Origin of the sequence: Candidatus Nitrosotalea okcheonensis, from assembly GCF_900177045.1 — an archaeon.
Classification (GTDB): domain Archaea; phylum Thermoproteota; class Nitrososphaeria; order Nitrososphaerales; family Nitrosopumilaceae; genus Nitrosotalea; species Nitrosotalea okcheonensis.
The window spans coordinates 1,352,290-1,371,615 of sequence record NZ_LT841358.1 but is presented as its reverse complement, the minus strand read 5'-3'; the positions used below and the strand labels follow the sequence as shown (position 1 = coordinate 1,371,615).

Genomic DNA, 19,326 nt, shown 5'->3' with positions numbered 1-19,326 from the left:
TTTATTATTTTTCTTAAGAGTCTAATTCTGGTTTAACTGTAGACAATGATATAGCATGGTCATCTATCAAGACTCCAACTCCAACTGACACATCCTTTATCCTGATCACAATTTTTGACAAGTCATCATCAGAAAGAGTATACTGTTTAGCAAGAACATCCTTCACTTTCTTTTCAGTATCTGATATTTGATTTAGGCCAGATGGTATAGAAATGTCAAGGGTTTTTTGCATCATGTTAGCTGGAATCTTTCCACTACCATCTTGTATTATGTAAAATGAAATTTTATCTATAATTACTTCATGAGGAAGAATATCCAATGCATTTGCAGTATAAAATGCCTGAACATCTAATATGTTGATATTATTTGAAGATGGACTTGTCATTGTTATCCCACTACCAAATGTTGAATCCAATGGAACATTGATGATAGTAAACCCCTCGATGAAATTTTCATTATTGTTTCCAAGTGTGGCTCTAATATCTTGGCAAGTTATACTCTTTGATGTCTCAGAATCCATCTTCAGTAAAATAGCATTTGAACTTGGCCCATTGGTCGGTACAGAATTCCAAAGAGCTTGGATCTGGAATCTCTGTTTGTTAAATAAACTGATATCTGTGTCATAATGACCCGGTCTTAATGGTCCCTCTCCTGCAAATATCGATCCACATTCAAACTTGGTTGTGTAGGTAACACTTCTTGTAGGTGATGAAGATATGGTGGCATTATTGGCAGGAAGATCAGTAAAAGTAACAACACCTGATGAATTATTCACCTGAACTAGTTTTTGAATTTGGTCAACACTATATCCTGGTGTAATGTTAGTCTGAATTATACTATAATTCCCATTTGTTATTCCTGACAAAATGATTACACCATTCTTGTCCTTCGCAGTATCGTCAGGAGAATTATCTTTGATTGTGTAATTTCCTGTCCCAGTAAATGGATTGGGCGATATTACGAATTGACCTCCACTAATCAGCTTGTTGTCACTTGAGAGTGAAATTATTGTAAGTGACGAATTCTGTGCAAATGCTACATCTCTTGAATGATAAATTCCTGAACTTGATACAAAATATAGAACCAATATAATGGTCAATATTGCAAAAACAGATGATATCTTCGACCATCTTTTCATTTTATAATTTTATCTTATCTCGTTAATAATTTTATGTTAAACACCTTTGATACCTAAGAATTAAATAGATTGCAAGTCATTTTTTAACTGATGCAATTTTATATCAAGGGCATATTATCGCTTGTTTTTGGCTTGATAATCTTATCATCTTCAGTTCCATTTATTCCTCAAAAAGCATATGGAGACGGTTTTACTCAAGAAAATGTACAGGCAAACATTGGAAATAGGATCATTACACTTTTCATCAAAGTTAATCCTCCTATCATAACCTCTACTAATTCCGGTGACAAGTACATACAATTCAGATTTTTTGATGCAAATACCAATACTACAATAAACAATGTTTCATTTTTTATCAACGCAACAAAAGGGGATAAACTATTGATGAATGACTTGTTTTACACTCACTCGGGGTATCTTACAATAAAACTAGAACCTGGGGGTTCGGTGGGTCACTGGACAGTACAAGGCGATCATGACCCAGTATTGGGTGGATGGACATCACAAAATGATCAAGTCAATGTTATAGCACCAATATTGACAGAGGGTGGACTTTATCATTTTCATATGGAGGTTCTAGCCCTTGATTATGCTAACACACTTGTTGATTCATCAAATCCACCAAAATTTGACTCCTATCTCAGTGTTGGAGATGTATCTACACAAAATGTTACATATCAAAATAACTCGTATAATACTACACTAATTTCATACTATGACAAGACATCGAATTTTAATTTTGATGAATCAACAAAACAATTTTCCTGGAGTATGCCATTTGATTGGGATGTAAGTAGATTCCAAGACAGGCCCATATTCATACATGAAGAACTGAGAGTTCCAAAATCACTTACTGCATTTTCTAATACTCCGACATATGCTGCAAGTGCTGAAGGATTTGGTCTTACTGGAAGAAGAATAATTGTTGATCCATATACGATTGGAGATTACATGATAGTCCACCTATTCCTTAACAAATTTGATCTGATAAACATGGCAAAAACTATCCCAAGTGGAACTAGCAACATCGAATTTAAGGTAGCACCAGAAGCACCAAACGTAAAATCATCTGCTTCATTGTTGACAGACTTTGGAGGTTGGCACATAAAACTTGGTTGGAATCCCACAAGCCTATCAGCAGACTCGCAAAATAATTTGAATATTAGCTTCTATGATTCATTTACAGAGCAACAAGTAGCAGGTGATGTACATTATGATGTTCAATTACTTGACAAAGATCAAAATGTATTGTGGTCAAAGAATGACGCTGTTGCGCAGAATGGAGTTGATACCCAAACGGTAAACTTGCCTGGTAACGGCATATATAGTATAATTATACATGTAAAATCAATAGTTAGTAACGGTGTTCCTGATACAACAAGAATTGGTATGGCTAGAGGAAATGTTGTGATACCTTCTACCGTAACAGAAGATGATTCACTGACCAAGTCAACCAACCAATCTAGTACTCAATCAACTAACTCATCTGCTCAAACTGGACAGGGAGTTGTAATTCCTCCATGGATAAAAAATAATGCAAAATTGTGGAAACAGGGACAGATTGATGACTCTGTCTTTGTATCCGGAATCCAGTATCTCATAAAACAAGGAATAATTCAACTTCCTCCGACTACCTCCGGTCAGACAACTGGTATTGCTATACCTCCATGGGTCAAAAACAATGCTGGATTATGGGCAGATGGTCAAATTGATGACCAAACCTTTGCATCAGGAATTCAATACCTAATCCAAATTGGAATAATTGTAGTCTAATTCACAGAATGCTATTATAGAAATTGAAGTAAATTTATCAACACATGCTGCCTATTAGGGATGAAAATCCAAAGCCCATAGGATATCGACCTTACATAACTTATTCTTTAATCGTAATCAACATTCTTGTCTTTTTTTGGGAGATAGCTGTAACTCATCAGATTTGGGAGTTTACAAATCAACGCGCAGAAAATATGTTATTGAGTTATGGTACTATTCCTAACAATATTGTAAATGGATTGGCAGATCACAATTACAGTGTATTTGCTTCTATTTTCAGTTCTATGTTTCTACATGCAGGTATAATGCACATTGGAGGCAACATGTTGTTTCTCTGGATATTTGGAGACAATATTGAATACAAATTTGGAAGGGGAAAATTTTTGGCACTTTATCTTTTTTGGGGTGTAGTAGCAGACTTTTTTTATATTCTATCAAATCCTTCTAGTCCACTACCTGCACTAGGAGCTTCTGGTGCAATCTCTGGTGTACTTGGTGCATATCTCATCTTATTTCCAAACACCAAGGTAGTAACACTAATGTTTCTTGGATTTTTCACCAGACTCGTTAGGATCTCAGCCAAGTGGTGGTTATTGTTCTGGTTTCTTTTCCAAAATATCTTGCCAGTATTTATTGGATCAAGTGGTTCTGGTATAGCCTTTTTTGCTCATATTGGTGGATTTCTAGTGGGTTTGTTTGTTGGATATATTTACAAAAAGACTCATAGCTCAGAATTTACCTATGGTACAAGGTATGGATGGAAAGGTGGTGGCACCAAATGGGGAACTTGAATTTACAAAATAATCCTACATAATTTATAATAAAGAATTCAAGATAATTCCGTTCCCAAAGAATAAATTCTATATATCCATTTGGTAAAATATGCCTCTCATAACAATTTCAATGTATCCGGGAAGAAATGAAAAGCAGAAAGAGGAATTTGCTAAAGCCATAACAAAATCGGCAGTTGAGATCCTTAAGACAAAAGAAAATCATGTAATTGTGGTTTTTGAAGAGAATCCCAAGGAAAATTGGTATATGGCAGGAAATCCACTCTAAACACATTTTTATTTTATAATAATTCAGAAAACTCGTGACAAAAATTGCCGTAGTTCAAATGCAAGCTGAGACAGACAAAAAAAATAACTTGAAAAAAATACTAAGATACATATCGCAAGCAGCACACAAAAATTCTGAAATTTGCACCTTTCCGGAATTCATGATGTGTTACACACCATCATCTCAATCTCCTGCTGATCTTGCAGAAATCGCTGAAAAAATAAATGGCGAATTTGTTTCATCCATATCTGAAGAAGCAAAAAAAAATTCCATACAAATCATCGGTACTTTATATGAAAAAAGCCCAAAACCAAACAGAGTATATGATACATCTTTTTTCATAGGAAAAACTGGTAAAGTCGTATCAACATACAGAAAAATTCATCTCTATGACGCACTTGGATTCAAGGAATCCACAAAACTTTATCCTGGTTCATCAATTACAAAACCTGTAAAAACCAGTGCAGGAAAAATGGGGATGATGATTTGTTATGATCTTAGATTTCCAGAAATGTCTAGGATATTAGCCTTGTCAGGTTCCGAAATTCTTGTAGTTCCATCTGCATGGGTACAAGGAGAAATGAAAGAAGAACACTGGATTACGATAAACAAGACAAGAGCTATTGAGAATGGTTGTTACGTAATTTCTCCAGATCAAGTTGGAAACATTTACTGTGGAAGAAGTATGGTAGTTAATCCCTATGGGAAAATACTTCTTGATATGAAGAAAAAAGAAGGAATCGGAATTGTTGACATTTCTATTGATGAGGTCAAACAAGTAAGGCAAAAACTTCCGCTTTTACAAAACAGACGTACTGATATTTACACCAACCTCAAGATTTAGTTCTACTTGTACATCGTATGTTAGAACATTGTCGTGCCCATTTTTGTTTTCTAGAATACCTTTGGAAAATAATTGGCCACAAACAAATCTTGCAAGAAATCTTTGTTGCACAAATCATACCTCTCTGCACCAGCGGAGATGATGCTCTACAGCCATTATGGTAATTTGAACATCCTACGAATCGTTTCTTTGTTTGGCGAGATCTTATTATGAGAAGTTTTCCTATGTGACAATCAGGGCATTCCACAAGACCGTTAACAGGAGTATTTGTTCCTAAAATGACATATTTTCTCTTTTTCTCTGACCATGAAAGATATCCGTTCTTGTCATAATATTGTCTTATTTCATTCTGAATCTTGCCAATTTTTTTCTTTGTTATGTTAACAGAATTTCTAGGATCTATTCGTTTTTTGGCAACTGATGTCTGAGTAGTTTGATCTTTCAATAATGATGTCATATTGTTTATTGAATTAAAGAAACTACTGAAGAATTTTTATATGGAATCTAGTCAGCAAGATTTGTGGAAAAAGTCTGTCTTATTGGGGCTGGCAGCACAAAATATGGTAAATTAGAAGATAGTATTACTGATATTGCACTTCAGGCATCGGTTGATGCTATAGAAAGTGCAGGAATAGGTCCAAAAGAGATTCAGGCAGGATACATTTCTAATGTATTTGGCATTGCAGACAAACAAGTTCATCTAGGTCCTGTCATAATGAGCAATCTTGGCATTCCAGAAGTTCCTTCACTTTCAATTGAATCTGCATGTGGAAGTGGTTCTATTTCATTTAGAGAGGCATACGCAAATGTTGCTGCAGGATTTTATGACGCAGTATTGGCAACAGGAGTAGAAAAAGTAACTCATACTGGTACTGAATGGACTACAACTTATTTTTCATATTGTTCTGATTTCTTTTACGAGGGAGGAGCTGGTGCCTCATTTCCAGGATTATTTGCATCCATGGCAAGAGCATATCTTGCAGAATACAAAGCTACAGAAGAAGATCTTGCAATGGTCGCAGTAAAGAATCACGATAATGGTCTTCTTAATCCAAAAGCGCATCTCAGAAAAAAAATTACCATAGACGATGTAATGAAATCAGCAGTAGTTGCAAGCCCATTAAAACTGTATGACTGTTGTCCATTTTCAGATGGTGCAAGTGCAGTTATAATATGCAGTGAAAAATTTGCAAAGGCACACACTAAAAATTATGTTGAAGTTATTGGATCTGGTAGGGGTGGGTCACCTGCTGCACTCCAAGGGAGAGATCATATTACTACAATACCAAGTACCAGAATTGCAGCACAGGCTGCATACAAGATGGCAGGTGTGACACCAAAAGATATTGATTTTGCAGAAGTTCATGATTGCTTTACAATTGCTGAGCTAGTTGATACTGAAGACTTGGGATTCTTTGAACAAGGGAAAGCTGTACAAGCAGTTAGAGAAGGGCGAACCAAACTTAATGGAGACATATCCATCAATCCATCCGGTGGTCTAAAATCAAAGGGTCATCCAATAGGTGCAACTGGAATCGGTCAAGTAGCAGAAGTTTTTGATCAATTAACTGGAAAAGCAGGAGAAAGAACAGTAAAAGACGCCAAAATCGGACTAACACATAACTTTGGTGCAACAGGCGCCAGTTGTGCCGTACATATATTCAAAAGTGTGTAAATTGCTAACAAAAGAAGAATTCGCCAACAATGCCAAATTAGGTAAGGTTCTTACTAGAAAATGTACGAAATGTGGACACCATCATCTTGTAACCACCTATTTTTGTCAAAATTGCGGGAATAAAGGATTTGAGAATACAATAATTGATGGGAAAGGTACCATTGTTACTTATACAATAATCACTGTACCACCAGATGGATACGAAGAATATGTTCCATATGCATGGGTAGTTATGAAACTAGACGAGTCTGAACTGAGGATCTCTGGTTTTATGGCAGGCATAAAATCTCCAGCAGATCTTCCTCTTGGAACAAGGGCAAGAATTACAGGTTATGATCAACGTGGAATCATAATCGAAAAACAGTAAATCAAATTTATTGAACAGATTAAAAAAATTCAAAAAATCTCTTTTATAACATTCACGTTGACATTAATTTGAAATGTCTGTTGATGTTGTTTGTGGAAAATGTGGAGCTAAAATTGCAAATATGCGTATGCTAAAATCAATAAAAGATGTGATGCGACCGTATAACAGTAAATGTCCATCATGTGGACAGACACTATCTCCATCAGAATTCAGCGTGGATGTGCAGAAGAACTGATCTAAAAAGCTTTACTTAAGATCAATTTAGTCAAAAATCTTAATTACCGATGAACTCTAGACAATTCCATGGAACTGAGCGAGGACTTTAGCGATCCTAAACGTGGAGGAATATTACAATCAGCATCAAAACGTGTAAGAATGATCTTTTCTGTTATGGCAAGTCCCAACCGAATTGATATCTTACGTATACTGAACTCCAAGGGACCGCTCACTTATTCAGAATTGAAATCTCTTGCCGGCTTCAAATCAAAAAAGGAAAGTGGCAAGTTCGCATATCACTTGAGAAAATTGTTGCGACAATCTCTTGTAGCCTTAAACAAATCTGAAAGACGATATACCATTACTAACTTGGGAAAACTAGTTCTAAGTCTTGCAAGACAGATCGAAGAACGATCTATAATTGAAAGTGGAAAAATGTATGTCAGAACATCACATGAATCTATAGAAGAATTCAATTCTCATAAGATCATTCAATCATTAGTTAGAGAAGGTAGTCTTCCACTGGAGCTTGCTCAAAAAATAACTGAAGAAGTAGAGAACAGGATATACAAATTCCAAACGTCTTATCTTACATCTTCACTCATACGTGAAATGGTCAACTCTGTCCTCTTAGAACAGGGTCATGAGGATTATAGGCATAAACTGGCAAGATTTGGGTTACCTGGTTATGATATTCATGAGATGCTAACTAATGTAGATGGTATTCATAACGGAGTAGAAGGTTTGCTATTCAAAACAGGACAGAATGTATTTGGTGAATATCTTGTTTTAAATACTCTGCCTAAGGATGTAGCTGATTCTCATCTCTCAGGTGATCTTCATATTACAAATGCTGGACTGTGGTCACTTCTTCCAGATACAATATTTGTGAATATTAAGGAACTTATTGAAGAGGGAGTTGACTTGAGAGGAAAATTCTTGGGTGTAGCAAGAACATCATCACCAAGTTCACTGGATGATCTTTTCACTTCCTTATCTATACTCACATGTCTTCTCATAAAAGAAGCATCACAAGAAGTAGTGATGGATGGATTGGTTGCCATATTACAAAAATATTCCAAGAATTTGCCTGAAGTTGAAGAAAAACTTGCAAATTGCTTTGCAAAAATATCTACAGGATCTAAATATGGAAAGGATGGAACGCTTGCTTCATTTAGAATTTCCATTGGAACAGAACCAAAAGTGATTGGAACTATTCTTCAAGCCTACAAAAAATATGTAAAGTCAACACCCCTTCCCTCTATAGGATTAATTATTGATTATGAAAAAGCCAAGATAAGTGACTATTCAGAAATTTTAGCAGATATAATTGCACTAGGAGGACATGTTATGTTTGCTAAAGGATTGGTATCTAACAAGGGATTGGCAAGAGAAGATACAAAGAATATTGGAACAACTTCTATCAATCTAGAGTCTTTATCAATTAATATGCCAAGACTTGCATTTGAGTCTAATAAAGATGAAACCTATTTCCGAGCACGACTTGCATTGTTGATGAAACCTGCACTAGCAGCCATGTCTCTAAGAAAGAAGGAGATATCTGATCTAACAAGACGTGGTCTCAATCCAATCCTTGCAAACAATACACAGTATATGCAAAAGGGATCAGTGACTTTGGTTGTTAATTTGATCGGATTAAAGGAAGCAGTTTATGGTATTCTGGGATATGAAAATAATAAGGCTGGGCACGAAATATTAGCCAAAGTGATAAACACTGCTATGGAGGTCGCTACAAAGAAAGGAAAAGAAATGGGTGATAATGTTATTGTGACAATGACTGAGAGTGACGCTGCAAGTCGCTTCTCATCGCTTGATGGTGAAAAATATGGCAAAATGTCAATTAATAATCATGTTATGGGAGAATCGTATTCAGAAGGGGTTGTTCTAGATGCCTCTGAGATGACAGAGATGAATCCGAAGAATGAAAAGATCGCGGAATCAAATTACTTCTCAAAAATACTTAATGGTGGTCTCTTGATACAATTAAAGATCCCAGATACAATGGATTCTTCAGGAATAAAGAAGGCAATAGAAAAGGCAGGCGATCTATTAGGATCCTTTAGGCCTGTCAAAAAAGTGCCTATATGCAGCAATTGTGGACTCAAAGAGGAAAAGATCGCTGAAAAGTGTTCAGTGTGCAAGTCTCCTTACATACTAGCATAATTTTCACCATGTAGGAAAGACTAACAGTTTAGTGAACAAAAATTTGAATTAATTCGGGATTTCATATTAAAATTTATTTTGTCTCAAGATGATCTAATACTATGGAAATAGTAACGGTGTCAACAAAATTGATCCAAATTTTAGCTTTGGAAAATTATTTTTTGCCGCAGTGTTTAATTAACTCCCATTTGCTAGGGTTGAGGGGAGTAATTTGACAGATTTTTCACAAATAGAAAATTCGATCATTCAAGTAAAGAAACGTGATGGTCGAGTATCAGATTTCCAAAGAGATAAAATTTCAAACGCAATATACAAAGCACTTGTTGCCTGCGGAAGATCAGATCATGGGCTAGCAGATAAGCTGGCAAATCATGTTCTTGCAAAACTTGTGAATCGAGGATTTTCTAGTTCAGAGGCACCAAGTGTAGAGGATGTTCAAGACATGGTAGAGTCTACTCTAATTGAGGAAGGGCTTGGAGAGATCGCAAAGGCATACATCCTATACCGACACGAACGACGAAGAGTTAGAGAAGAAAAAATGAAGGTTCTTGAATCAAAATCTCTTGATGGTGTTGCAAAGAGATTTGATCTTAATTGCTTGCGAGTTCTGGCATCTAGATATCTACTCAGAAATAACAAAGGTCAGATAACTGAAAGTCCAGGTGAAATGTTCGAAAGAGTTGCTATTTTGGTAGGTATTGCTGATATCATTAGAGATCCATCTGTATTTCAAATTGAAGGCGGAAATGTCCAAAACACTGAGGAAGCGACAAGATATTTAGACAAACTTGATGATTTTAACTACAAATTCAAGATAGGAAAATACTATCTTAACAAATATCATTTTAGATCCTTGATAAATCACTATATAGACTTGGCAAAACACGGCCAAATGAAAGTCAGCTTCAGAGAATTGTTGACTATGTTGGCTGCAAACAAGTTTGAGCAATACACTGAGAGAATCAAAGAATCGGCCGATCTGATGATTGCGCAAGACTTTCTACCTAATTCTCCAACCATGATGAACGCCGGTGCACGATTGGGCCAACTTTCTGCATGTTTTGTTCTTGCAATGGAAGACGACATGGAAAAAATAATGAAATCATCCTCTGATGCCGCGTTGATATTCAAATCTGGAGGTGGAGTTGGTATCAACTATTCCGATCTCAGACAAGAGGGAGATATGGTAGCATCAACATCCGGAGTAGCCTCAGGTCCTGTCTCATTCATGAATATCATTAACACTGTTACTGAAGTAGTCAAACAAGGTGGTAAACGAAGAGGCGCAAACATGGGAATTATAGAAGCATGGCATCCAGATATTGAAAAGTTTATCACCGCAAAAACAAAACCAGGGGTTCTTGAAAACTTCAATGTAAGTGTAGGAATTTGGGAAGATTTCTGGGAAGCACTTGTTAATTCATCTGATGGAAAATTTACCCTCAGAAGTCCACGTGAGAGAGATCCTGTACGAGAAATAAACGCACATCATTTGATTGATCTGATTGCACTTTCTGCATGGAAAAGCGGTGAACCCGGACTGATCTTTTTTGATATTATAAACAAATACAATGTTTTTGCAAAAGCACGAGGTCAACCAATCAGAGCAACAAACCCATGTGGAGAACAAAGCCTTTATCCATACGAATCATGCAATCTCGGTTCAATCAATCTATCTAACTATGTCAAGAGAAAAGCTGATGGTCAATACGAATTTGACTGGCAGAGATATGAGGAAACCATTCGAAAGACAACAAGATTCCTTGATAACGTTATAGATGTTAATACATATCCAATTCCTGAAATTGACAAGGCATCAAAAGATTCCAGAAGAATCGGACTTGGAGTAATGGGGGTTGCAGATCTCTTGTTCAAATTACGAATTCCGTACAATTCACAAGAAGGATATGAATTCCAAGAAAAGCTTGCTGAAGCGTTAACATATTATTCCATGGAAGAAAGTATTGCACTAGCAAAGACACGAGGACCATTTCCACTATGTTCAAAAACTGAATACCCAGAGGGTAAAATTCCTATTGCTGGGTATTATGAAAAACCAAAGAGTGCTCGCACCTATGATTGGGATGCTTTGATTACCAAAATTCAAAAACATGGTATAAGAAATGTTCTGACAACAACAGTCGCTCCTACTGGTACATTATCCATGATATCTGACTGTTCAAACGGAATGGAACCAATGTTTGCACTAGTCTTTGAAAAGAGGGTAACAGTGGGTAGGTTCTTCTATACCAACAAAATCTTTGAAGCAGTACTAAAAGAACATGGACTATACAACGATCAAATTCTAGAAAAAATTGCAAATAATTATGGTTCTGTGAAGGGAATACCTGAAATTCCTGAATGGATGCAGAAGATATTTGTCACTGCAATGGATATTCACTGGGCAGATCACCTGATGGCTCAAGGAGTATGGCAGCGCTGGATAGGTAACGCTATTGCAAAGACAATCAACATGCCAAACGATGTATCGTCTGATGATGTAAAAGCTGCATACCTACTAGCGCATGATCTTGGCCTGAAAGGAATTACTGTATTTCGGGATGGTTCAAGACATGAACAAGTATTACACATGACAGGAAATAATGTTCAAAAGAACTTCCAAGTAGCCCCCAGTACTTATGTCACAGACTATATCTCAAAGAATATCACAAATGCATATCTAAAAACTGAGATAGAAAGAGCACTTCAAATAAAAATTCCAGAGAATGTACCATCTACTCCAGCACCAGCACTTACTCAAGAACAAATGGAAGAAAGACTGTGTCCTACATGTAAAAACAATCTAGTATTTGCAGAAGGGTGTAGCGTCTGTATTGAATGTGGATATAGCGGCTGTACATCCGGCTAATTTCTTTCAAATCAAAACTTTTTTAGTATCTTAACTTCCTCAAAATATCGTTGAATAAGAAAATAATTGGTGTTGCTACTGGAGCAGGAGCTGCAATAGCAATTACGTTGATTCTCTTTGTAGTACTACCTCAATTACAAACTGGACCTTCACATACAATTCAACCAGCAAATATTATGCATAATCCAAAACTCGGTCTTGTCATCATGCCTCCCACTCAAAAACCAACTCTTGATGAAATCAGAAAAGCATATGCTCAAGCAGCATCAACAGGAATAGGGAGGAGTAATGTCTATCTCTCTTGGCCTATCATGGAACCAACTCAGGGCACTTACAATTGGGGCTATTCGGATATTCTGATGGGACTAAATCGTGAACAAGGACTTAATGTAACACTTTACTTTTCAGTAATAAATAACCAACTTTTAGGGCCATTCCCAAGTTGGATGGGAAAGCCACAACTTGATCAAAAACTTCAGGATCAAACAGTAGCAATTCTTGATGCCATGCTTTCGAGATATTACATAGTAGATTATGTGATAATTGGAGGAAATATTGACAACTACTTTAGAGATCATCCAAATGAAATTCCACAATACGTAGATTTCTTTAATGGCGTGTACAGCAAATTAAAAATAAAGCATCCACATGTCAAGTTCGGAAATTGGTTCTCGCTAAATGATATAACAAATCATGCTGAGGGTGATATTGTGGGGAAACTAAACCAAGGAGATTTTGTAGCATATTCATATGCACCTGTAGACTTGTTATACTATCAAAGTAACAGTCCAGATAATGAAGGTGCTAATTTACAAAAAATGATTGATTTTGCAAAAGGTAAAAAAATAGCATTGATGGAAGTTGGTTGGAGTACTGATAAATCAATCAATGGAACAAAAGATGATCAGCAAAAATTTGTAAAAATTGTGTACGACTTTTACAAAAAGAATCAATCTGATTTCGAGTTTCTCACTTGGTATAGACAATATGATAGACCTGTTGATACATGTTACAATTCATTATACCAGGGTAATAACTCCATATTTGGTAATAATGAAGTCTTGAACAACACTGCTGCATACTTGTGTGGTAGTGGCCTATTTGATGTAGATCAAAATCCAAAACCTGCATGGGATGAATTAAAACATCAAATACAATCTATTCCCAACTCTTGATTGCGAAATTACGATTTTTTTTCTTATTGAAGTATATTCCGATTTTTAGTATATTATTAATTGTAAATATTGTTTCTGCATATGCATTATATGAATCTCCTACGAATGAAGAAAAGACCGATTTTGATCAACTACTTGCTCAATTTAAGGGTGGTCGATGCACCAAAAAAAGATGTATCTGATGTGATTGGTACATTTCAAAAACCTATGGCGAATACTTTTTTCTGTAATTTACACGATAGTAATAACCAAATTATAACAATCATCAAACACTAAATTAGCAAAGTTTGACGAAAATACAACCCATCAAGACATAGTTACTGGCGGTTCGTATACATGGCATTGCTCTGAAACTATGCAAAATGGAAAAATTTCTTTATATTGTAATAATGAACTCAGGATCAATCCACAGGTAATCTCTAATGATACTCAAGTAGATCCACAGTTACACAATATTGAAAATTTGGTCATATTATATCATGAATGAATCCATACCTATTTGGATAAAGCAAGCAACAGGTCTGTGGTCAAGTGGTAATGGACAAGATCAATATTTTTATTCTGCAATTGATTATCTGGTGAAACATAACATTATCAGATCAAATAACGAAAAATAACTATTTCCACAGTGCCTCATTGGCTACAAAAAAGTGCTCATTTATGGTTTACCGGTGAAATTGATGATAATACGTTTGTTAGTTCTATTCAATATATGATTTCGTCAGGAATAATTCACTAATGAAAAATTGAAATGCGGTCGCCGGGATTTGAACCCGGGTAACGGGCTTGGAAGGCCAGTGTACTAACCAAACTATACTACGACCGCTCACTGTGCCAATCTTAGACCTACATAATAATTCTTTTTTCGTATTCATAGAGTATACGTGAAATTATAATGTGAGCTTCAAGTGGATTTTTATCTACAGAAACCGTCTTGTCAAAATACTTACTAATATTATCAGAAAAGTGACCTTTTGAAAATCCTCCTATTATAAGACAAGTGTTATCTTTTATCTCATTAGCTAATTTTTGGTAAGAATTTTCGATCCCTTTACTTGAAAGTGCAATTGTCTGTTCTGGATTGATTTTTTTAATTAGATTGCCAAAACTCATATTCTTTAACGCAAGAAGTACATTATTATTTTCTTTAATTTCTTTAATTGCATACAGTTTCTCAACAAGTCCTATGAATCTATGATATGATTTTGGCAATCTTACATTTTGACCTATAAAAATAACTTTATCATCAATGGTGTGAACAAACACATTCACTTTATTTTCAAAATAAAGGGGAATGCTACAAGCTTCAAGAAGTGAAAAATGTACCAAATCTGGTCTTCCTCTCTTTATCTCATTTTTGATTCCCTTCATTGCAGCAAAGTGCCATGATATGTCAAGCAAAATTTCAGATGGTTTTTTGTTAAATCTCTTGGCGGATGCTGTAACAGAATTATGCCTCTGTAACTCTAAAGGTACTAATTCTAATGCAGATTCTGCTATTACAAGCGAGAGCAAGATTGTATTTTAAGGGTGGGAACTATTAAACAACATGAAACCCGCAATCAAGGTTCTTCTAATAGAGAGAATGAAAATTTTAATTAAAAATGCCATATCAAATGTAAGATCTAATCCTGAATTGGCAGAAAGGCAGGCGATGCTTGCTAAGAGACTGTGTACAAAATATCGTATTAGAATGCCGTATGAATTGAGGATGAATTATTGCAAAAAGTGTAAAAAATTCATTGTACCAGGATTTACGGCAAGAATAAGGATGGGAAGAAGTACTATCAAATCGATACGTGTCACCTGTAGTTTTTGTAATCATACATATCGAAAGATAATCAAAAAACAAATTCCAATAGGTCAATGATTTATAAGACGAACTTTGAATTTTGGTTTTTATGGCAAAGGCGTACGATGTACCAGCGGATTTATTGATCGGTAAATTATCCGAGACTCTAAAGAATGAAGATATAGTACAACCAAGCTGGATTCCATTTGTTAAAACTGGTGCTCATGCAGTAAAGCCTCCTCAACAGAGTGATTGGTATTATACAAGATGTGCATCTCTTCTAAGAAAAATTTACTTGCACGGACCTATTGGCATAAATGACTTGAGATCAATGTATGGAGGTACAAAGCCTGTTGGTTATGGAGGAGCTCATCATAGAGATGCTGGTGGTGCAATAATAAGAACAGCAGTACATAGTTTGGAAAAATTAGGTTATTTAGATAAAGTTGAAGGAAAGGGTAGAACGATATCTCATGAAGGTATGAAGAAACTTGATAGACTATCAACTGAGATCTTGAACGAATTAATTGTAAAGAATCCCAATCTGAAGAAATACTCCTGATAATATCATGAGCTCTCATAATCCAAATGACGATAGAAATCCAAGCGATGCAGAAGTCTCTGCTTTAAAAGAAAATGCACTAAAAACTCTTCTAACAGCTGAAGCAAGGTTAAGGTTAAACAATGTTAGATTGGTTAAACCCGATCTTGCAGCAATGGTCGAAAATTATCTTTTAGGATTGGCATCACAAGGAAGGCTAAATTCACAAATCTCAGATGACCAACTAAAGCAAATTTTGTTATCTACACAACAACCTAAACGAGATTTTAAGATTAATCGAAAATAGTTCTAGGGAAAATATATTAGGGGTAAACTAGGCGATCACAAGTATGAAAGCAGTCGTTTATGACAAGTATGCTCCAAATGATGATTACAAATCAATTCTAAGTGTAAAAGAAATACCTGATCCAAAACCAAAATCAAATGAAGTTGTTTTTCGAATCAAGGCAGCCGCATTAAACTATAATGATATCTGGGGAATGCGAGGACAACCAGTTCCAGTACCATTGCCACATATATCAGGTTCTGATGCTGCAGGAGAAGTCATTGCAATAGGAGAAGATGTTGTTAATTTCAAAGTTGGCGATAGAGTTGTTTCACACTCAAACATGTCATGTAGGGTATGCGAAGCATGCACTGACGGACGTGAATATGATTGTCAAAAGAGAACCATATGGGGATTCCAAACTGGACCTACATGGGGCGCATTCTCTGAAATCACACATTTGCCTGAAGTTAATGTTGCAAAAATTCCAGAGGGCGTAAGCTTTGATGAAGCTGCTGCAGCTTCCATGACATTACTTACTTCATGGCATATGCTTGTAGGGAGAGCAAGAATTCGTCCTGGTCAAACAGTTCTTATCATGGGTGGAGGTTCTGGTGTAGGAAGTTTTGGAATTCAAATTGCAAAATTATACAATTGTACTGTTATTGCTACAGGAAGTCCAGACAAACTAGATAAACTAAAAGAATTTGGAGCTGATTATGCAGTTGATCATAGAAAACCAGATTGGAGTAAAGAAGTAAGACAAATTGCAAAACCATTTGGGGGGATTGATATATCATTTGATCATATAGGACAAACACACTGGAATGATCAACTAACTTTGCTAAAGTATGGTGGAACACTGGTAACATGTGGGGCAACAACAGGATATGATGCAAAGACAGATTTGAGACACATCTTCTTCAAAGGAACTAACATTCTAGGTTCTACACAAGGAACAAAGGCAGAATTAGAACACGGATTGTATTGGATGGGTAAAAAGAAAATTAAAGCCATTATAGATTCAGTGTATAACTTTGAAAATGCTGCAGAAGCACATACTAAGATGCTTACTGGTAAAGGACTAGTAGGCAAAATCTTACTCAAACCATAACTCTTCCATTTATGGCAAGACTCTTGCGTAGTCTTTTGTTCGTTCCAGGAAATAATACTCGTTTTCTAGAAAAAGCAAAATCTCTCAATTCAGACATCATATGTTTTGACTTGGAAGATTCTGTTCCTTTGGAAGAGAAAAAATCTGCAAGAAACTTAATAAAAAATGCGTTAAAACATAGATCTGAATACAATTCAGAAATTTATGTGAGAACCAACTCTCCCATATCCGGAATGATATCTGATGATCTGCTGGAAGTTATTCAGAAAGGTGTAGATGGCATAGTGATTCCCAAAGTAAATACAATAAACGAGATAAAAAAAATTGAAAAAATGATGACGGGATTGGAAAAAAAACGTAAACTAAAGCCTATAGAAGTTATGGCATCAATAGAATCTGCTGAAGGCGTTGTAAACGCATATTCTATTGCATCATGTAGCAAAAGAATATCTGCCTTGATATTTGGTGTATTTGATCTACTAAATGATCTAGGTGTAGAATATACTAAGAAACCAGAAGGAGCTCTATATTCACGAGCTAAAATTCCAATAGATGCAAGGGCTGCAGGAAAATATGCAATTGATGCAATCTGGCAGGATATTGATGATGTTGCTGGATTGGAACAAGACTCTGTTGTTGCCAAGAATCTTGGATATGTAGGTAAAAGCATTATTCATCCACAACAAGTTGATGTTGTCCACAAAGTATTCTATCCTACTCTTACAGAAATTGAATGGGCAAAAAAAGTTATGAGTACATATGATCTGGCTAGAAAAAGTAAGAAAGGAGCTACCACAGTTGATGGCAAAATGATTGATGAGGTACATTACAAAAGGGCTGTAGCGTTATTGAATTCTATAAAATAATCAGGCATAGTTAAAGAATATCCCTCTATCTATTATCTGATAAACATAAATCATCTTACTGTAAATAAAAATTCATCAATTATGTTCACTGGAATAATCGAAGGCTTGGGTAATATTGTCATGTTTGACAAAAAAACAAGTAACCGAAGTGCAGCAAAAATGAAAATTAAACTTGGTAAAATTGCAAAAGGCCTAAAAGTAGGAGATAGTGTCGCAGTAAATGGTGTGTGTCTTACAGCAATAAATATTTCCAAGGGAATAACAGAATTTGAAATGATTAGTGAAACAATAAAAAAAACTAGTCTAGGATCCTTGATACGTGGTGACAAAGTCAATATTGAAAGAAGTCTTAAAGTTGGTGAACGATTAGAAGGACATTTTGTATTAGGACATGTTGATGGCGTTGGTACTATTTTCAAGATTAAAAAACAAACACACCAAGTACAAATCTGGATAAAAATTCCACAAGAATTATCAAAATACATCATCAAGAAAGGTTCTATAACAGTTGATGGCATAAGCTTGACGGTCACTGATACATTGAAAAATTATTTTTCTGTTTCAATAATACCGCATACTATGCAAATAACTAATCTAAATTACAAAAACATTGGCGACAAAGTTAATATTGAAACTGACATACTCGGAAAATATATTTTATCTGAAGGCTAACGTATTACCACTATTTTAGTAATTACCAATTTTCTAGTAAGATTTATAACAATAATGAAAAGCTGATCAAACATATGTCCTTAGATGAAGCACTCTCATCACTTAGGAGAGGTGATTTCATTCTACTTCATGATGGCAATAAACGCGAAAACGAGGTGGATATGGTAGTTGCAGCAGAATTTGTAACTCCGGAACATATAGCACGTATGCGTATGGATGCTGGAGGACTAATTTGCATGTCAATTAATCATACACTTGCATCAAATTTGGGATTAGACTATATGCATGAAATTCTTTTCAATTCTCAAAATTTTGATGTAGATTTAAAGAAGATGATAATAGGCACTGCTCCTTATGGAGATCGACCCTCGTTTTCAATTTCAATTAATCATAAAAATACATTCACTGGAATAACAGATAAAGAAAGAGCATTCACAATTTCTCAGATGGCAGCATTGTATAAAAATGAAAATGCTAACAAAAAAGATATTTTTAATTCCAATTTTAAGACACCTGGTCACGTTCCATTGCTTATTGCCTCTGAAGGATTATTATCAAATAGATTGGGACATACTGAAATGTCTATTTACCTGATGAACCTTGCAGGACTTTCACAAGTTACAGCAATTTGTGAAATGCTGGACTCTCAAACATATACAGCATTGTCTACAGAAAAGGCAAAAAAATATGCCAAAGATAATGTTATACCATATTTTGATGGTACCGAGCTTGTTAAACTTGCTAAGGAGCATTAA

Annotated in this window: 19 protein-coding genes and 1 tRNA gene; 16 read left to right on the top strand and 4 right to left on the bottom strand. The window is 35.5% G+C overall.

The window, feature by feature from the left end:
• Positions 1-13 precede the first annotated feature (13 nt).
• Positions 14-1,138, bottom strand: coding sequence for a hypothetical protein (locus BQ3481_RS08205; RefSeq protein ID WP_157927829.1), 1,125 nt, complete (start codon positions 1,136-1,138; stop codon positions 14-16).
• 90 nt (positions 1,139-1,228) lie between these two features.
• Here BQ3481_RS08205 and BQ3481_RS08200 point away from each other — a divergent pair, with 90 nt between their 5' ends.
• The 4 genes from BQ3481_RS08200 to BQ3481_RS08185 all read left to right on the top strand — a co-directional run bounded on the left by BQ3481_RS08200 (position 1,229) and on the right by BQ3481_RS08185 (position 4,814).
• A complete protein-coding gene (locus BQ3481_RS08200) occupies positions 1,229-2,911 on the top strand; it encodes a hypothetical protein (RefSeq protein ID WP_157927828.1) in 1,683 nt (560 codons plus the stop codon).
• Between the two features lie 44 nt (positions 2,912-2,955).
• Entirely contained in the window at positions 2,956-3,702 is a 747-nt protein-coding gene (locus BQ3481_RS08195; protein ID WP_157927827.1) for a rhomboid family intramembrane serine protease, read from the top strand.
• A gap of 91 nt (positions 3,703-3,793) precedes the next feature.
• Positions 3,794-3,970, top strand: coding sequence for a tautomerase family protein (locus BQ3481_RS08190; protein ID WP_157927826.1), 177 nt, complete (start codon positions 3,794-3,796; stop codon positions 3,968-3,970).
• Positions 3,971-4,004: 34 nt separating this feature from the next.
• A complete protein-coding gene (locus BQ3481_RS08185) occupies positions 4,005-4,814 on the top strand; it encodes a carbon-nitrogen hydrolase family protein (RefSeq protein WP_157927825.1) in 810 nt (269 codons plus the stop codon).
• Here BQ3481_RS08185 and BQ3481_RS08180 read toward each other — a convergent pair.
• A complete protein-coding gene (locus tag BQ3481_RS08180) occupies positions 4,804-5,259 on the bottom strand; it encodes a DNA topoisomerase (RefSeq protein ID WP_231911769.1) in 456 nt (151 codons plus the stop codon). The genes BQ3481_RS08185 and BQ3481_RS08180 overlap by 11 nt on opposite strands.
• 75 nt (positions 5,260-5,334) lie before the next feature.
• On the opposite strand from BQ3481_RS08180, the gene BQ3481_RS08175 reads away from it, so the two are divergent.
• The 5 genes from BQ3481_RS08175 to BQ3481_RS08155 all read left to right on the top strand — a co-directional run bounded on the left by BQ3481_RS08175 (position 5,335) and on the right by BQ3481_RS08155 (position 13,300).
• On the top strand, positions 5,335-6,489 hold the full coding sequence (locus BQ3481_RS08175; protein ID WP_157927823.1) for a thiolase domain-containing protein: 1,155 nt from the start codon (positions 5,335-5,337) through the stop codon (positions 6,487-6,489).
• A gap of 1 nt (position 6,490) precedes the next feature.
• Positions 6,491-6,856: a Zn-ribbon domain-containing OB-fold protein gene (locus tag BQ3481_RS08170; RefSeq protein WP_157927822.1), complete on the top strand. Its 366-nt coding sequence runs from the start codon at positions 6,491-6,493 to the stop codon at positions 6,854-6,856.
• A gap of 303 nt (positions 6,857-7,159) precedes the next feature.
• Positions 7,160-9,256: an anaerobic ribonucleoside-triphosphate reductase gene (gene nrdD, locus BQ3481_RS08165; RefSeq protein ID WP_157927821.1), complete on the top strand. Its 2,097-nt coding sequence runs from the start codon at positions 7,160-7,162 to the stop codon at positions 9,254-9,256.
• A gap of 211 nt (positions 9,257-9,467) precedes the next feature.
• A complete protein-coding gene (locus BQ3481_RS08160) occupies positions 9,468-12,125 on the top strand; it encodes an adenosylcobalamin-dependent ribonucleoside-diphosphate reductase (RefSeq protein WP_157927820.1) in 2,658 nt (885 codons plus the stop codon).
• 50 nt (positions 12,126-12,175) lie between these two features.
• A complete protein-coding gene (locus BQ3481_RS08155) occupies positions 12,176-13,300 on the top strand; it encodes a hypothetical protein (RefSeq protein ID WP_157927819.1) in 1,125 nt (374 codons plus the stop codon).
• Positions 13,301-14,052: 752 nt separating this feature from the next.
• On the opposite strand, the gene BQ3481_RS08150 is transcribed toward BQ3481_RS08155, so the two are convergent.
• Positions 14,053-14,126: transfer RNA gene (locus BQ3481_RS08150), tRNA-Gly, on the bottom strand.
• Between the two features lie 20 nt (positions 14,127-14,146).
• Positions 14,147-14,815 carry a ribosome biogenesis protein gene (locus BQ3481_RS08145; protein WP_157927818.1) on the bottom strand — a complete coding sequence of 223 codons (669 nt, stop codon included), beginning with the start codon at positions 14,813-14,815 and terminating at the stop codon, positions 14,147-14,149.
• A 34-nt stretch (positions 14,816-14,849) separates the two neighbouring features.
• On the opposite strand from BQ3481_RS08145, the gene BQ3481_RS08140 reads away from it, so the two are divergent.
• From BQ3481_RS08140 to ribB, 7 genes are all read left to right on the top strand, one after another.
• A complete protein-coding gene (locus BQ3481_RS08140) occupies positions 14,850-15,170 on the top strand; it encodes a ribonuclease P protein component 4 (RefSeq protein ID WP_157927817.1) in 321 nt (106 codons plus the stop codon).
• Positions 15,171-15,201: 31 nt separating this feature from the next.
• A complete protein-coding gene (locus BQ3481_RS08135) occupies positions 15,202-15,654 on the top strand; it encodes a 30S ribosomal protein S19e (protein ID WP_157927816.1) in 453 nt (150 codons plus the stop codon).
• A gap of 7 nt (positions 15,655-15,661) precedes the next feature.
• Complete coding sequence (locus BQ3481_RS08130; RefSeq protein ID WP_157927815.1) at positions 15,662-15,940, top strand: DNA-binding protein; 279 nt, start codon at positions 15,662-15,664, stop codon at positions 15,938-15,940.
• 43 nt (positions 15,941-15,983) lie between these two features.
• Positions 15,984-17,033 carry a zinc-binding dehydrogenase gene (locus BQ3481_RS08125; RefSeq protein ID WP_157927814.1) on the top strand — a complete coding sequence of 350 codons (1,050 nt, stop codon included), beginning with the start codon at positions 15,984-15,986 and terminating at the stop codon, positions 17,031-17,033.
• A gap of 11 nt (positions 17,034-17,044) precedes the next feature.
• The gene (locus tag BQ3481_RS08120) at positions 17,045-17,899 is read left to right on the top strand and encodes an HpcH/HpaI aldolase/citrate lyase family protein (RefSeq protein WP_157927813.1); all 855 of its coding nucleotides are present in this window, start codon (positions 17,045-17,047) and stop codon (positions 17,897-17,899) included.
• An 81-nt stretch (positions 17,900-17,980) separates the two neighbouring features.
• A complete protein-coding gene (locus BQ3481_RS08115; protein WP_157927812.1) occupies positions 17,981-18,571 on the top strand; it encodes a riboflavin synthase in 591 nt (196 codons plus the stop codon).
• Between the two features lie 74 nt (positions 18,572-18,645).
• Positions 18,646-19,326, top strand: coding sequence for a 3,4-dihydroxy-2-butanone-4-phosphate synthase (gene ribB / locus BQ3481_RS08110; RefSeq protein ID WP_157927811.1), 681 nt, complete (start codon positions 18,646-18,648; stop codon positions 19,324-19,326).